Consider the following 16,281-nt stretch of genomic DNA (forward strand, 5'->3'; position numbering starts at 1 on the left):
TAAGCTCTTAATATGCTTCATATACTATTCTCCTTACCTTTATATTTCTTTATTTTACAAGATTAAACAATTATATCACATTTTGATTAATATTTAAAGACTGTAAAATTATTTTTATTTAAAAAGGAATTTTTAACATCCACTTTGTCTTTACAGGATATCTGGAATTAGAAATGTAAAATTCTTTATCCTCTATTTTCTCCCATTCATTTGGTTTAAATTGAAACTTAAATAAAATATAAGGTAAGATTATTTCTTTCTCTTCCCCACCTTTTAATTCAAATTCCAGCCCAAGTGAATTGCAAATATGATAAAACTCCATTTCCGTTGCAGTAGAGTATCCTGTTTTTTCAATAGAATTAGGTCTGGTATCTACAATCCTGCTTTCATTAGTTTTATTCAAGTATTTTACCTTAACTAAAATTATTTTTGCTTCTTCAGTCACTCCCGGATCATAGGCATATCTCTTTTCTGCCTCCTCTCTGGTCATACTCTCATATCCGTTTACTCTCATACTTAAACCGTTACCTACTTCTCTTTCTGTTCCAAAAGGTATTATATCTTCTTTAGCAACTTTAACTCTACTATTTACATTATATATCCTGAAAACACATAATACCGCCAATAACACAATCATCCCAATAATAACCCTTTTTTTCACTCTGTTTTCCTCAATCTTCCTTCTTCCATTATAAAAATAATGTCAGATAACAAAGTTAACTCCTCCATATCATGTGAAGCCAGTATTATGCAGGCTCCTCTTTCCTTTTCCTCTTTTAAAATATCTAGTAATTTTCTTACACTTTCCTCATCTAAGGCATTAGTCGGCTCATCAAGCAGGATTAATTCAGGTTTTTCCATTATGGCTGATGCAATTCCAAGCTTTTGTTTCATTCCCAAAGAATAAGTTTTATATTTCTTTTTAAAGCAGGATTTCTCAAGCCCGACCTTTTCCATTACAGCTTCTATTTCTTCTTTTCCTATTAGCCCCTTTATATCAGCAAGCATTTTTAAATTATCATATCCGGACAGCGAAGGAATAAAACCGGGATTTTCAATCAGAACTCCTACACTGTCAGGAAATGTCACATCTTTTCCTACCTGCTTCTCTCCAACCTTTACCAATCCCTCAGTAGGCTTTATTAAACCACAAACAGCACGAAGCAGCATAGTTTTTCCGCTTCCGTTTTTGCCTTTTATTCCATAAATTTTTCCTTTATCCATTTCCAAAGAAACTTTATCCAAAACTTTGTTTTTATCAATTATCTTTGTTAATCCATCTACTTCAACATACATTTTACATTTCCTCCTGTTCCCTGCCATACACATCCATATTGCGGAAATACCTATATCCCCCAAAACCGCTTAGCAATAATACAATTGCGGAAACAATAATTCCTACGGCAAATGATATTTTATGAACTCTCAAAAGCATCGTATAGTTTCCTAACAACAAATCATTGCACCAGTATGCGGATATGGATAAATATCCTATCAGCACTATAACAGCTACAATATTATTTTGTAAAAACGATATAAACATGCATACAAAACCAAGTACCATAAATAACAACAATGGCATTATTACAAGACATAAATACCGTTTCATATCTGTTATATTATTTATATCCAGCCTTAAAATTCTTTCACAAATTTCTTTATTAACTTCATTATGACTACTGTCGTTTAATGCTGAAAATATAAAACTTGTAAATATTATACATAGATAATAAAAAATTACACTTATGAAAATATACACACATTTCCCAAGCCACCAACACCATTTATTGCCCGCTCTTATTAAAAATTGATATCCTCTTTCCACATACTCTGTCTTTGGATAAGTACCTATTCCAAATAATACATATATATGTACAAATAACCAGGCTATGGGTATATCAAAAATATCCTGATTTGTGAGCTTCCCTACTTCTTCTTTCCCTGAAAAAATATACATAAGATAGTCGATAAGCCCTGCCTTATTAACCATATTCAGGCTAATTTTCTTATTCCAAAATGCTAAAATGACAGAAAGCAGTATGATAAATAGCAAATATATTTTATATCTTCTGAAAATTCCATTTTTAACATCATGTTTTATCTGCCTTTTTAATAAAAGGATATTATCAGCCACTAAATCCACTCCTTCTTCTTAATACACTGTTTCATCAAAACATAATAAATAATACAGGTAAAAATAATGTATAACAAATAACCGACCTTAATTCCTGTGCTATCCCACATTCTGTACTCAATGGTTAAAAAATTACAAAATAACGGAACTATCCTCTGAAACATTTCAAAAACTACAACTGAAAGCAGAATTATAAATGTTATAATGTTGTTATGAAGCCTCAAATCCAAAAATATAATCCAAAGGCAGACAAAAATATTCCTTATAAACAGTGTAACAAAAGCAATAATAAAAACTTTTATAAAACCTATATTTGAAGAATGTTCAGTTTTAAGTAAATAAATACTGCTCTCACTCCCCCAGTTGATAAGAGTTCCTGTTTGTAAACTGCTAATAAAGGTCACTACTATCATCACAAAAACCGTGCATATGGTAGAAAATAAAATTCCTTTCTTTATTCTTCTGCCTATTAATTTTTTCACACTCCCAAGACGAATTAAACAGTTTACCTCATCATCATACTTTATTAAATTGGTAAATAATATAATGACAAAAGGTAACATAAGCATACCATATACTCTTGGATCCAAAAAATAAATATGGGCATCAGCCAAAGTGTAAAGTGCCCTATAATAATATATCCCATTATATGGACTGGCAGCATAGTAAAGAAATAAAATACAGAATAAAAACATGGATATAATGATTAAGTTCAAATTACGCTTTAACATCCTGCATTTTCCCTTTCCACATAAAAATTATATAGGATAACGCAAAAAACAATAGAAAATAAAGTATATAAACCAATAAATAATTATTAGTTGCTCCACCGTTTAACATAAAAAACAACGAATATTCAGTTTTATTTATTAGATTTGCCAGTGAGTAAATAAAAAAATAAAACACAAACGGAACTATCAATACACCAAACTTATGTTCCGTAAAATATGTGTAACTAAGTGAAAGTGTAGCTATTACTCCTGCAAAGAGAAAATCAATAGCTATAAACATAAGTATATATATCAGTGGGTGTGTAAAGAAAAGTTCATATAACATGGTTACAGGTGATATTGTTCCATTAGAGCCATTATCAGGCAAAAGTGCAGGTAAAAACATCGATGACATTATCAGGTTTAGCAGCAATGGCGCGGCAACTGCTACTCCGCCCGACAAAAATACAGCCAGATATTTAGCTTTATAATAAATTTTCTTATCTACTCTGGTACATACATTTATTATATATCCACTTTTTCTGTCCTCAAAAAATGAGCTTCCAAAGGGAAGTACTGCAAGAAGCGGTAATATAAGGTAAAATATATAGCTTTGAATCGGATATAACTCATTTCCCATCCAGTTATTAAATAAACCTGTTGGCACAAATAATGGATCTATCACTTCAGAAAATAATTCATAACTAATCAGACTGCTTTGAGGTATTATTACTGACACAACATGCCATATAGATAAACCGCAGCCTATAAGCAAAGCAAGTTTCATACCCAGAGTATTAAAAGCTCTCTTTATTTCATTAGTATAAATTGTTTTCATAATCTTCCTACCTTACATAATCTAATTTTACAATATATTTATTTTCATCATCACTTCCCGGTGAAGCACCTCTATCATTAATATCAAGGTAAAAATCTACAGTCTTGTCATTTATGAACTCATCTTCTACTAAAAATACTAAATTAAACTCTCTTTTGTCTCCCTTTTTCATTTTTACCTTAAATGCACTTTTACTACTCATTGGAACATCATTATTGGAAGTCAGCATCTCATAGCCTGTCTGCTGTATAGTATTCTTATACGCTAATATATCTATAGTATTTAAATAAAAACCTCCAATTTCCTCATCTACATCTAAACATTCCAAAGATATATTAACGATAAAATAAGAATAACCGTCTATTGCATTTCCATCCTTATCAACATGCCCTAAGTTATCTGAATAGTTGAAATCTCCCAGTTTTTTAGATGTTGATATTTTATTAATGGTATATCTGTTATAGGCAGTTTCAATAACATCATTTTGCGTTACAACTTTTATACCATATTGTTGTTTACTAATATCTTCAAAAATGCGATTTTCTTCATTATTAGAATTTTGTGAAGAGGATACTCTGCTTTTATCTTCTTCATTTGCTGAAGATACTAGATTATCTGCATTTTTATTTACTACTTTAGTAGAAGGTTCGGAAATATTTTTTTCAGTATTTTCTTCACTCCCAAAAACATTATTAATAAACTTAACCAGTAAGTTATTATTTGTGGTTAAATTCAGATTCTTCCCTATACTTAAGAGCGTAATTATAGCTACTATAGAAATTATAATTATTTTAATAATATTTATCTGCTTCAACTCCGAGTACCTTCCTTTAATATTCTTATGTAATATTCAGTCTGTAAAGTATAAGACTTTAAAATTCTATTATGGTTCTTACCATAAGCTTCACTCTACTTATTTATCAGAAGTTAACTTCCGATTTTAAATAAGTGATTACATTATACCACACTCTAATTAAGACAAAAATAGTCAAATACGATTTAGTTTATTATGTTTGACTAAATTGTATTTGACTTTTTACAATTTTATTCTTTATTCGATGGCCAAAACTTTTTCCATACTATAGAAACCACAAGAAATACATTTAATGCAGCACAAAAGGCATTACAGGTTTTATACAGTATCCAATGTACATTAATAGATTTCAAATACATCAGCAACATAGCAATTATAATTACTGTAACTATATATACAACCACTTTAGTACTTGTTTTCAATCTGCATATATAATACTCTTTTAGAAATTTTCTATTTTTATATATAATATATAAACTAAGCACAAAGCCAACACCAAACACTCCTGATTGAAGTAATTGCTCAAACATATAAACTCCTACAAAATAATATCTATAAATCCGTTATTAGGAAAACTATCCTGACTATACAAATTGTACAAACAAGATAATTACAGACTTATCCTCACTTAGCAAACTTGAAATTATCTTATTGAAATTTATCAGCCATTCTTCTTAGATTTATTAAATTCTTCATATATTATTACAGAATTAATGATAATGCTCAAACAAAATAGTACAAGTCCGATTGCATTTATTATAATATTATTTACTTGTAATAATATTATCACCATCAACGCTGAAATAATGCCAATATAGTATTTTTTATTCATAATTTCAACCTTTCTATTATCAGTACTTTCAGAAAGCTACTCTGTATATTTATCAGCATCTCACTCCCTATCATTGAGCAAGTGTCTACATTATACCACATCTTTATCAAAATAACCATGACATTTTCTGAAAAAATTTAGCCTAATTTTCTTCAGAAAATGTCATGGTATTTTGCCAAAAAGTATGATACTATAGCTCACATTGCAACCGGCAATTATATTTTAATTCAAAGAAAATTAGTTTTTTATTATGAAAACTAAATCAAACAAAGCTAATACCACCGAATATTTTTATCAAAATGCCTTTCATAATATTCTCTCACCATATCACTATCATATCTTTCATATAATTCGGAAATATAGAACAAATCATGACAAAGTTCCGCTGCTTGTTTTATATTTCCTTTTTCTTCTTCCGCTTCTGCCAGACAGGCTAATACATTCATAAGCAGAAAAATATCGTCTTCATTCATTAACTCATTTATAAGTTCTATACATACCTCATAGCTTTCATCATATCTCCTGCTATCATTATACAAAAATGCAAGGTTTTTCTTTGATATGGAAGTATAACGCCAATCTAACATTTTCTTTCTTTTTTCATTTTCTATTATACCCTTTACCATTTTTATCCCTGTTTCTATACTCTTCTCCCCTTTCAGGCTATAGATATAATTTAATACATCAATTTCTACTCGTGAATAAAATAAATTTTCGTCAAAATTCCTGCCTATTATAGAAAACAAGTTTCCCACTTCTTCTATTGTAACCTCACTGTCTTGTTTTGTAATCAACTCGAATAATCCCACTGAAAGTCTATTTCTCGGAATATTCATATTTACTTTTTCTTTTAATATTCCAAGCTTCTTCCTGAAAGCATCAATCTCTTTAGTCGCTGCTAATCTTCTACATTCTGTAGACAAAACCAGAGACTCATAATCATCCACTTCCATGTCTGCCCTTATTAAAAACCACTCCATTCCAAGCCTATCAGCTAAGTTGCTTAGGTTCTTCCTTTTAGGATACTTAATCCCTCTTTCATACCTTGAATAAGTTTCAAAAGCACAGATACTTTCACTTGCCTTTTCAACAGTAAATCCCATTTTACCTCTATGTGCTTTTATATTATCACTAAAAAGCATATATATAGGATGTGCTTCCCTAAAAACTTCCACTCTGTATTCTTCTGAAAATCCATATTTTCTTATTATTCTTACAAGGGCTTCACGCTGTTTACCATATAATATCTTTTCATGCAATGTCTTCACATCTTCGCATAACAGCCTCAGTACTTCCGGCATACCTACCCAAGCATAATATTTAGTCAATATTTTTAGAATTTCTTCTTCCAAATCTACTCTTTTTGCAGATAAAAGTCTTTCTTTTTCATTTAATAATATAGTCAATGCAAACTTGGGAAGTATTTTATACATTATAAATTTCTCTTCCGTATTTTCTCTATAATAGTTATATATATCATACAATATATCAGTTATTTCAGCATTGTTATCAGGCTTCATTTCATATTTCAAATCATAAAGATTGATAAATATATTCCATTCAAATACAGATAATCTCTTTTTCTCTCTGTCTATGGCTGTTATATTTTTAACAGTATGGCTGAGTGCATTATAAATAAAGGTATGTGCTTTTTCGTTATCTTTATCTGCATACCTGGCTATTATATAATCTATATAATCTCTATAAGAAAGCTGTATTTCTTTATCTTCTAACTCCAGCTTATCAAATTTACTTCTCTCTGTTTTTAATCCTTCCCAGTCTCTTTGCTCTGTTAATTTCATACAGTTTTCATACCAAGTATAAAATTCACAAATATAGTCGGGGATCATAACTTCAAACCTTTCAGTAGATACTCCCATTCTCTCCAAAAAGAAAAAAAGTCTTATAAGGTTTAATTCATTTTCTCCGGTTTCATATCTTTCATAAGCAGCTTCACTGCATATTCCTTCATAAACTACACTGCTTTCAATTCCCAGTGTTTCTCTTATATTTTTGAGTATATAGCTTGGATTATCTGTAAATTTACATTTTTGTATACTCGACATACTTACACCCCCGGTAATACAAGTGAGATGGCTATTTTGTTAATACAAGCCACCGTTTCCGCCTTTTATACATCCCATAAGACATTCTTTTAACAGGCTGCTGTCAGCAGTATCATAAAAATGTAAAAGTGCCTCATTAAAGCTTAAAGCTTCCTTCTTTCCTATGGTCAGTACTCCTTTACCCTCACTTATCAGTATTTTGCTTGCTACTATCGTTGAAGTCCTCTTATTTCCGTCCCAGAAAAGCTGTCCTCTTACCGAATAGCAAAAATATTCTATCGCCCTTTCATAAATATCCGGAATACTATTTATTTCTTTTATTCTCTTTTCTACTTTGGCTTTATCGGGAACCGGTGGAAGATAATCCGTTCCTCCTACACCTACGGTACCGTTTCTAAGCACTCCCCATTCTAAGCTTTCATTCCTAGAGACCAGACTGTTTATCTTACATATATATTCTAATGTAAGTGGTTCATCTAGGGTATCCAACATAAATTTCCAGGCATCCCTTAAGTTTAATACAGTCTGTATGTCCGATACCGGTACATTATTTACTATCGCACCATCGATAATGGCCTGTGTCTGTGGAAATGTAACATTTACTCCCTCTATATAGGCAGTATTAAAAACCAGCTCTGTAAATAATTTTTTTGCTAAAAAAATATTAGCCTTTTTATCCATATTCATCTCCTAATTTTCTTTACTCTTTCATATTTTTTCTGCAATTATCCTACCTTCATTGTAGACTAAGCTTTATGCACTTTCAACCCTCTAAATACTCCCACCAAATACTCCGCCAAAGGCTCCTGTGCCGTAACTGTAAGATGTATTCCATCCTTCCCTACAGGTAAATCAAGACTTCCTGCATCTGCAAAGAACAGTCCGAATTCCTTAGCCACTTCCTCTAAAGCCCCAGACAAACCTCCATCTAAAGTACTGAATTTCTCATAATACCTATCTCCTGTAAAGTCAAGCTTAGGCGGAGCTATAAGTAAGATTCCCGTTTTTCTACTATTGTAGACTTCTTTTTCAAACAACCTGCTTATCAAAGCCCTCATCCTCTCTGCCACCCTCTCTGTATCAGGCTTGCTGTGGCTTAGATAATCATTCGTACCAAGCATAATCGCTAATAAGTCTATTTCACCTGCATTTTTAAGTATTTCTTCAAATTCCTCAAGTTCAAATTCCATAGAGGGTATACATCTTCCTACCTTTGCCTCTACTACAAACTCCCATTCATCTTTCAGGCTTTCCTGTAAAATTCCTGTAAATCTCATATTTTCAGGATACCTTGCCCCACTGTGTCCTCCTGCAATGTCAACTCCGTAAGTATTGGAATCCCCATAAAATAAACACTTTTTCATACTTTCCTCCATAAATTAAAATATCCCAAATTATTCAAGTCATAATCATAGAACTGTTAATCTGTATAATATATCAGTAGTGGATAACAGTCTATAACTATATTAGGTTTTACCAAACATCTGTAAAATATTATAGTTTTAATTCTTTGTTTTAATGACAATTTTTTTACAAAATGTTTCATGAATAATTTGGGATTATATCCGTATTATAATTCTTTAATATTTACTTTATAAAGCTTGGCAACTATTCCCATGATATCCTTACATCCCTCAGATACTCTGTTCTTTTTTTCTGTTACCATATAAAGCTTTCTGTATCCGCCATCTTTACTGAGCTTAAATTCCAAAAGCTCCCCTCTCTCTATCTCTCCTGTTACGGCAAGCCTTGACATCATAGCTATTCCAAGTCCGTTTACAACAGATTTTACTACTGTTACTGTCTTTCCGAAAGTAGCACTTATCTTAAGCTCATTTTGTGATATTCCATGGCTTTCAAGAAGTTTCACGGCCTCTCTCCTTGTACCCGAACCGCTTTCCCTCATAATGAAGTCTTCATTTTTTATCCAGTCAAGGTTAGTTGCTGTCTCTTTTATTTTCCTGTATTTTTCAGAATTTTCGGTAACCAGTATAAGTTCATCATCATAAAAAGGTATGAAATTACACTTGTTGGTACTAATCTCCGTTCCTGCAAGCCCTATATCCGCCATATGATTGGTGATATCCTCTACCACACCCTCACTGTCGGTTTCTCTTACCTTAAAATCAACCTCAGGAAATTTCTTCTTAAAAGCCGACAGAATCTCAGGTACAAGAAACTGTCCCGGTATTGAAGATGTTGATATAACTACCTGTCTTAATTTATTCTCATCTTCTTCAACAGAAAATGAACTCTGTATTTTATCTGCAAGTTCAAGCATTTCTTTCGCATAAAAATATATGCTGTCACCCTCTTCCGAGAGTCTGACTTCCTTTGTTGTTCTGTCAAAGAGCCTTACTCCAAGCTCTTCCTCCAGATTGTTAATATATGCACTTACAGTAGGCTGTGTAATAAACAGTTCCTTGGCTGCGAGTGTAAAACTTTTATTATTAGCAATTTTTACAAATGCTTCAAGCTGTTTTAATGTCATTAGTAAGCCACCCTTTCTGTTTCTGCGCCAACCTTCTTTGTTACCTTTATAACATCCATATATTCTATTATAGGTTTAGCACATTTTCTGCTGGTTTCAAACATCTCTCTTACCTCTGAAATAGTAATAATTTCATTAGTTTTAAAATGTTCCCTTACTTTTGCTTCTGCCACATCCATAAAGTGCTTCATAGTGTACATTTCAAGCTCGATTCCTACTTTAACAGCCTTTCCTTCATCCATCATCACTCTAAGCACATCCATAACCACTTCATCAGAATACTTCTTCTTATCTATTTCCGAAAATCTAAGAAATGCATATCCTGTAGTTTCAAAAGTATCTGTAAGCAGTTTTTCTATAGAAAGGTAGGTCTCATCCTTATTTACTTCATAACCCGGCAGGCAGACATACTCATTTCTTACTTCAATCAAATTTTCAGAGACAAGTTTACCTATACATTCTTCAAACACATTCATCTTGACCTTTTTCATATACGAAGAGTGTATTTCTGCCTTCTTAAGTCCCATCCTATATGGGTATTTCTCATAAAATTTCTTCAAATCCCTTGTTATTTCCTGAGAAACTATAAAAGCATTGTCCCTATGCCAGTAAAATATGTCTTTATTCTTAGGAAACTCAAATATAATTCCGGATTCCTTAAGCTCGTCCAGATAAGGTTTTAGCTCTTCTGCAGAATGAGACATATTCTTTGCAAGGTCTTTAAGAGTAATTAAATCCTCAGCTTCTGCTCTTATATTCAGTTCACATACATCTGCAAGAGAGCCTGATTCTTTTTTAAGCAGTTCTTCTATTGCAGCTTCATTAAAACGCTTTTTCTTGCGTGGATTTGGCTCCAAAACTACACCACCACCGATAGTCTCAAGAGGACTATAGAAACGCACTATAAATCTGTCACCCCTCTTGGTAGCAAGTTCCTCTTCCAATAAAAGCTCTGCAAGTCCTGTATCTCCCGGCTCAAGTTCATCTTTATCAAGAAGAATTGCCCTGCAGAGTATTTCACTTGTACCTGTAAAAAGATGTAGCCTGTCTCTATTTTTAATATTCCTTTTAGAATCTTTAAGTACAGTGAGTTTTACATCCATAAGTCTGGAATTTTCCATACTACCCACAGGTGCAATCACACAGCCTCTATGAAGCTCATCTTTATGTATATTTGAAATATTTAATGCTACACGCTGCCCTGCTTCACACCTATCCTGATTAGTCTCATGTACCTGAATATTCCTTATTTTACACTCTTTTCCAAGCGGAAATACTTCAAGAGTATCATTTTTACTAATTGAACCTGATAGAAGAGTTCCTGTAACTACTGTTCCAAAACCCGGCATAGAAAATACGCGGTCTACCGGAAGTCGTGGTATACTGTTCACATCCTTTTCCTGCACATCGTCTTTTACCATCTTTAATATAAGTTCTTTAAGTTCTTCTATTCCTTCTCCTGTCATAGCCGATACCTTGGCCACAGGAGCGCCTTCCATAATGGTTCCCTTCAGTTCTTCCTTTACATCCTCTTCCATCATACTAAGCCATTCTTCATCAACTGTATCACATTTATTAAGTACCAGAATAGTCTTTTCTATCCCCAGAAGTCCTAAAATATCAAGATGTTCCTTAGTCTGTGGCATGATTCCTTCATCAGCCGCCACTACCATAAGCACAAGATCCATACCAACAACGCCCGCAACCATGTTGTTAATGAATTTCTCATGCCCCGGTACATCTATAATACCGCATCTGGTATGATCTTTAAGGTCAAACCAGGTAAAACCGAGCTCTATAGTTATCCCACGCTTCTGTTCTTCTTTAAGTCTGTCAGTATTTCTCCCTGTAAGTGCATGAATAAGCGTTGTTTTACCATGGTCAATATGTCCTGCTGTACCTATAATAATATGTTTCATTAGCACACACCTCCAAACAGACTGCCGATAGTATCAAAATCTTCATCGGAGAGGGTACGAACATCCATCCATATAGCATCCTCTGCTGTTCTTGCAACTATCGCAGGTTCAAAGCCATGCATCATTTCTTCTAATGCGCTGACACTTATATTATTAGGTTTAATAACTACGGATACACTTTTGATTCTTTCAAGCGGCAGAGAACCTCCGCCCACCTGAGACTCGCAATCACCAATAGTTATTTCTGCATTTTTACATTTATCTTTGAGTATTTCAGCTAATTTTTCAGCCCTTTCCTTAACAGCTTCATAGCTTTCACTAATCATCTTAAGTACAGGAACTTCTGCTATAGCCTTCTCTTCATTCAAATAAGAAAGTAATACCAGTTCAAGTGCGGTTACTGTGAACTTATCCACCCTAAGTGCGCGTGTGAGCTGATTTTTCTTCATCATATTGATGTATTTTTTCTTACCTATTATAATACCTGCCTGTGGTCCGCCAAGCAACTTATCACCACTAAAGCAGACCACATCTACTCCTGCTTCTATGGCTTCCTGAACCGTAGGCTCATGAGTTAAGCCAAATTTAGCCAAATCTATAAGCACACCGCTCCCTAAATCTTCAATAATAGGGATTTCTGTTTTTTCAGACAAAGGTTTTAATTCTTTAGCAAGCACGCTTTCTGTAAATCCAACTATATTGTAATTACTTGTATGTACTTTAAGGAAAGCCTTAGTATCTTCAGTAATTGCATCTTCATAGTCAGAAAAATGCGTTTTGTTGGTTGTACCAACTTCAACAAGTTTAGCACCACTTTGTTCCATAACATCGGGTATTCTAAATTTACCGCCTATTTCTATAAGCTCTCCTCTGGATACTATTACTTCTCCACCTTTTGCAATAGAACTCAAAATCAACATAACAGCAGCTGCATTATTATTAACTACCATAGCTGCCTCTGCCCCTGTTATCCTGCAAAGTAATTTTTCAAAATGAGAGTAACGTTCTCCTCTTTTACCTGACTCAAGATTATACTCAAGATTTGAATAGCCGCAAACAATATCAGCTAATTTTTCTGCCTGTACTCTGGTAATAGGTGCTCTCCCAAGGTTGGTATGGAGTATAGTCCCCGTACCATTTATTACCTTCCTAACTTTCGGCTTAAAAAGATTGGTCACTTCTTTTACAATCAATCCTACAATATTTTCTATCTTACATCTAAGTTTTTTTTCATCATCCGACTCAGCAATCATCAGACGAAGTTTGTCTGTCTCCTCCCTGATTATACTTATTACAGCTTTCTGTCCATATTTAAAAATTAATTCTTTAATCTCATCATTTTCAAGGAGTATATCTACTTTCGGTATACTCCTATACAGTAAATTCTTATCCATGTTCTTCCCTTTCTCTGCAGAAAATTCTCCCAAATCCGACAATTTTCTGCCAGAATCGGGGAATTATCTTACATATATTAGTTTTTCTTTCTTAGGTACAACCTTGCCTATTACAGCAACTTCAGTAGCCAGTCCTGATTTTTTTAAGGCATCTGTTATTTCATCACCATATTTAGCCTCTACCGCATACATAAGACCACCTGAAGTCTGAGGATCAAAAAGTAAATCTCCTATAACTTCTTTAACTCCGGCAGTATCAACTTTTGAACCAAAATATTCCTTATTTTTATATGCACCTGCTGGTATAAGTCCCATTTCTGCCAGCTCCCTTGCCTCTGTAACAAAAGGAATTTTGTCTGCAAATATTTCAAAGGAAACATTACTTGGTTCAGCCATTTCTATACTATGTCCCAAAAGTCCGAAGCCTGTTATGTCTGTACAGGCATGTACCTCAAAATTATCCATCACTTCTTTAGGCTTGCGGTTTAAAGTGGTCATAACCTTAATGGCCTCATCTACTGCTGTTTTGGAAGCCATTTCTACTTTGGCAGCAGTACTTATTATTCCTGTACCTATCTGCTTGGTAAGAATTAAAACATCTCCCTCCTTGGCTCCATAGTTCTTTTGTATTTTTTCAGGATGAACGAAGCCTGTTACGCTTAATCCGTAAAGAGGCACATCATTTTGAATAGAATGTCCTCCTATCAAAAGTGCATCAGACTCCGCTACCTTGTCTGCTCCACCCTTCATAATATCCCCAAGTATGCCCGGATCTAAGCAGTTTGGAAATGCAACTATATTCATAGCTACCTTAGCAGTTCCACCCATTGCATATATATCACTTAAAGCATTTGCTGCCGCTATCTGTCCAAATAAATAAGGATCATCTACTACCGGTGTAAAAAAGTCAAGTGTCTGAATAATAGCCACTTCATCGCTCACCTTATAAACAGCAGCATCATCTGAGGTATCAAGACCTACTAACAGGTTTTCATCTTTTCTTAACTTTGGCAACTTGCCCATAACCTGAGCAAGGGTTTCCGGCCCTATTTTAGCCGCTCATCCCGAAGCCTTGGTTAGAGAAGTCAATTTTACATTTTCTTTACTCATGCTACCTCCTTTTATGATTATTAAAGCCCAGATTACTGATTTCAATTCTACATTTTAATATTGTGCAGACCAAATCTTTAACAAATAATTTGAGCTGAATTTATAAACATTTTTTATAAATACGCCTATCAATTATACTATATTAAAGACTTATTTTTCAAGCATTACGCAATTTTGCAAAGTTTTTGCAGAATAAGTGTGTGTTTATTGTTATTAATTTAACAGCTAAAAGTGTAGCAGTATAAAAATCTAAAATAAGTCTGTTTATAAATGTATTTAATATTAAAAATGTCACAAAAAGGCAGAGGTCGAATGCTCAACCTCTGCCGCAAGTAAAACATATATAATTGTATAATAAAGAAACTCTATCACTAAAACTCTTATGTCAATTATATTTACAACTTAACATCTTCACCCTTAGCAAACTTAGCTATTGCCCCACCTAAGAAGAGAAGTGCAATAATATTTGGAAGTACCATCAGAGCATTGAAAAGGTCTGAAAGATTCCAAACAAGGTCTACCTTAAGAAGTGAACCGCAGAAAACACAAGCTATAACTATAATTGTAAATGGAATCATAGCTTTGTCACCAAAAAGATACTTAATGTTCTGTCTTGCAAAGAAGTACCATCCTATGATGGTTGAGAATGCAAAGAACAATAAACAAAGTGCTACGAACTTAGGACCGATGCCGCCAAAGCCATGCTCAAAAGCAGCCTGTGCTACTGCTGTTCCTGTAAATGCTTTCTTTACTCCATCTACAATCTGTTCATTGTTATCACCATATCTTCCATCTAACACACCTGTTGAAAGGATTACAAGAGCTGTCATTGTAAGTACTACAAAAGTATCAATAAATACACCAACCATAGCTACTTCGCCCTGATCCTGTGGCTTATCAACTTTAGCTATAGCATGTGCGTGTGGTGTAGAACCCATACCTGCCTCATTAGAGAAGAGACCTCTTGCTACACCCTTTCTGATTGCTTCTTTAATTGCAATACCTGCTGTACCACCAACTATTGCCTCCGGAGTAAATGCTCCTGTAAAGATAGAAGCAAAAGCTCCAGGTACATTCTTAATGTTAATTATAAGAATTATAAGGCCACCTAAAAGGTAAAGAGCCGCCATTATAGGTACACACTTCTCTGTAAAAGATGCGATACGGCTGATACCACCCAAGAAAATGAAAGCTGCTATAATAGCCACTGCAATACCAACTATCCAAGTAGGTATTCCAAAAGCTGTCTCGAATGCAGCACTGATAGAATTAGACTGAACCATATTACCCATAAAACCAAGTGCAAGAGTAATTGCTATTGCAAAGAAACCTGCAAGGAACTTTCCAAAAGCTCCACCAAATGCCCTAGTAATATAGTAAACAGGGCCACCGGTAACTTCTCCGTCCTTATCTGTTATCTTTGTTGCCTGAGCAAGACAAGCCTCTCCGTAGATTGTAGCCATTCCGAAGAAAGCTGCAAGCCACATCCAGAATATAGCACCCGGACCACCACCTACTATAGCTGTAGCACAACCGGCAATATTTCCGGTTCCAACCTGTGCTGCTATTGCAGTTGCAAGTGCCTGGAAAGAACTCATACCCTCTTTACCTGCCTTAGATCCACTAAGAGAAAAATCACCGAACACTCTGTTCCAACCTCTTCCAAAATGACGAATCTGAACAAAGCCTGTTCTTATTGTAAAATAAAGACCTGCACCAAGAAGAACGACTAAAAGTATATAATCCCATACAAATCCGCTCATCGTATCAACGATTTTAGCAGCCTTATCCATTGTCTCGGTAAATTTATCCACCTTAACTGCTGATGAAGACGCAGTTGTAAGTGCCATTACAAAAAACTTTGTTAAACCTGTCATACCCTTTCCCTCCTCATATAATTATTTTTTCAAAGCTTCAACCATAACCTTGAAATTATATATTAAACCGGGCATTTCATTAATAAAAATACCCCT

Annotated in this window: 15 protein-coding genes; all 15 read right to left on the reverse strand. The window is 33.9% G+C overall.

Features of this window, described 5'->3' with window-relative positions; genetic code table 11:
* Positions 1-118: 118 nt before the first annotated feature.
* Entirely contained in the window at positions 119-661 is a 543-nt protein-coding gene (locus tag ACTTKP_RS03515) for a hypothetical protein (protein ID WP_442552519.1), read from the reverse strand.
* Positions 658-1,296, reverse strand: coding sequence for an ABC transporter ATP-binding protein (locus ACTTKP_RS03520; RefSeq protein ID WP_442552520.1), 639 nt, complete (start codon positions 1,294-1,296; stop codon positions 658-660). Before ACTTKP_RS03520 ends, ACTTKP_RS03515 begins: the two co-directional genes overlap by 4 nt.
* Position 1,297: 1 nt before the next feature.
* Entirely contained in the window at positions 1,298-2,134 is an 837-nt protein-coding gene (locus ACTTKP_RS03525) for a hypothetical protein (RefSeq protein ID WP_442552521.1), read from the reverse strand.
* Positions 2,134-2,703 (reverse strand): hypothetical protein, encoded by a 570-nt coding sequence (locus tag ACTTKP_RS03530; RefSeq protein WP_442552522.1) that lies wholly within the window; start codon positions 2,701-2,703, stop codon positions 2,134-2,136. Before ACTTKP_RS03530 ends, ACTTKP_RS03525 begins: the two co-directional genes overlap by 1 nt.
* 148 nt (positions 2,704-2,851) lie before the next feature.
* Positions 2,852-3,682 (reverse strand): hypothetical protein, encoded by an 831-nt coding sequence (locus ACTTKP_RS03535; protein WP_442552523.1) that lies wholly within the window; start codon positions 3,680-3,682, stop codon positions 2,852-2,854.
* 7 nt (positions 3,683-3,689) lie between these two features.
* Positions 3,690-4,496, reverse strand: coding sequence for a hypothetical protein (locus ACTTKP_RS03540; protein WP_442552524.1), 807 nt, complete (start codon positions 4,494-4,496; stop codon positions 3,690-3,692).
* 230 nt (positions 4,497-4,726) lie between these two features.
* Entirely contained in the window at positions 4,727-5,026 is a 300-nt protein-coding gene (locus ACTTKP_RS03545; protein ID WP_442552525.1) for a hypothetical protein, read from the reverse strand.
* A gap of 574 nt (positions 5,027-5,600) precedes the next feature.
* Positions 5,601-7,394, reverse strand: a complete 1,794-nt coding sequence (locus ACTTKP_RS03550; RefSeq protein ID WP_442552526.1) for a helix-turn-helix domain-containing protein — start codon at positions 7,392-7,394, stop codon at positions 5,601-5,603.
* A gap of 39 nt (positions 7,395-7,433) precedes the next feature.
* Positions 7,434-8,075, reverse strand: a complete 642-nt coding sequence (locus tag ACTTKP_RS03555) for a Fic family protein (protein WP_442552527.1) — start codon at positions 8,073-8,075, stop codon at positions 7,434-7,436.
* A gap of 65 nt (positions 8,076-8,140) precedes the next feature.
* Positions 8,141-8,758 carry a GDSL-type esterase/lipase family protein gene (locus ACTTKP_RS03560; protein WP_442552528.1) on the reverse strand — a complete coding sequence of 206 codons (618 nt, stop codon included), beginning with the start codon at positions 8,756-8,758 and terminating at the stop codon, positions 8,141-8,143.
* 206 nt (positions 8,759-8,964) lie between these two features.
* Positions 8,965-9,885, reverse strand: coding sequence for a selenium metabolism-associated LysR family transcriptional regulator (locus tag ACTTKP_RS03565; RefSeq protein WP_442552529.1), 921 nt, complete (start codon positions 9,883-9,885; stop codon positions 8,965-8,967).
* On the reverse strand, positions 9,885-11,804 hold the full coding sequence (gene selB / locus ACTTKP_RS03570; protein ID WP_442552530.1) for a selenocysteine-specific translation elongation factor: 1,920 nt from the start codon (positions 11,802-11,804) through the stop codon (positions 9,885-9,887). The genes ACTTKP_RS03565 and selB overlap by 1 nt, the downstream gene beginning before the upstream one ends.
* Positions 11,804-13,198 carry an L-seryl-tRNA(Sec) selenium transferase gene (gene selA / locus ACTTKP_RS03575; protein ID WP_442552531.1) on the reverse strand — a complete coding sequence of 465 codons (1,395 nt, stop codon included), beginning with the start codon at positions 13,196-13,198 and terminating at the stop codon, positions 11,804-11,806. The genes selB and selA overlap by 1 nt, the downstream gene beginning before the upstream one ends.
* A gap of 63 nt (positions 13,199-13,261) precedes the next feature.
* Positions 13,262-14,308, reverse strand: coding sequence for a selenide, water dikinase SelD (gene selD / locus ACTTKP_RS03580; protein ID WP_442552532.1), 1,047 nt, complete (start codon positions 14,306-14,308; stop codon positions 13,262-13,264).
* A 395-nt stretch (positions 14,309-14,703) separates the two neighbouring features.
* A complete protein-coding gene (locus tag ACTTKP_RS03585) occupies positions 14,704-16,101 on the reverse strand; it encodes an alanine/glycine:cation symporter family protein (protein WP_442552556.1) in 1,398 nt (465 codons plus the stop codon).
* Between the last annotated feature and the right edge of the window lie 180 nt (positions 16,102-16,281).

The sequence above is a fragment of the Catonella sp. genome (assembly GCF_052169795.1).
Classification (GTDB): Bacteria; Bacillota; Clostridia; order Lachnospirales; family Lachnospiraceae; genus Catonella.

Bases quoted from the DNA above. Each gene is read 5' to 3' on its own strand.
- selB (WP_442552530.1), bottom strand. From the start codon at position 11,804: ATGAAACATATTATTATAGGTACAGCAGGACATATTGACCATGGTAAA.
- ACTTKP_RS03545 (WP_442552525.1), bottom strand. From the start codon at position 5,026: ATGTTTGAGCAATTACTTCAATCAGGAGTGTTTGGTGTTGGCTTTGTG.
- ACTTKP_RS03550 (WP_442552526.1), bottom strand. From the start codon at position 7,394: ATGTCGAGTATACAAAAATGTAAATTTACAGATAATCCAAGCTATATA.
- ACTTKP_RS03520 (WP_442552520.1), bottom strand. From the start codon at position 1,296: ATGTATGTTGAAGTAGATGGATTAACAAAGATAATTGATAAAAACAAA.
- ACTTKP_RS03565 (WP_442552529.1), bottom strand. From the start codon at position 9,885: ATGACATTAAAACAGCTTGAAGCATTTGTAAAAATTGCTAATAATAAA.
- ACTTKP_RS03535 (WP_442552523.1), bottom strand. From the start codon at position 3,682: ATGAAAACAATTTATACTAATGAAATAAAGAGAGCTTTTAATACTCTG.
- ACTTKP_RS03530 (WP_442552522.1), bottom strand. From the start codon at position 2,703: ATGCTTATGTTACCTTTTGTCATTATATTATTTACCAATTTAATAAAG.
- ACTTKP_RS03560 (WP_442552528.1), bottom strand. From the start codon at position 8,758: ATGAAAAAGTGTTTATTTTATGGGGATTCCAATACTTACGGAGTTGAC.
- ACTTKP_RS03555 (WP_442552527.1), bottom strand. From the start codon at position 8,075: ATGGATAAAAAGGCTAATATTTTTTTAGCAAAAAAATTATTTACAGAG.
- selA (WP_442552531.1), bottom strand. From the start codon at position 13,198: ATGGATAAGAATTTACTGTATAGGAGTATACCGAAAGTAGATATACTC.
- ACTTKP_RS03585 (WP_442552556.1), bottom strand. From the start codon at position 16,101: ATGGATAAGGCTGCTAAAATCGTTGATACGATGAGCGGATTTGTATGG.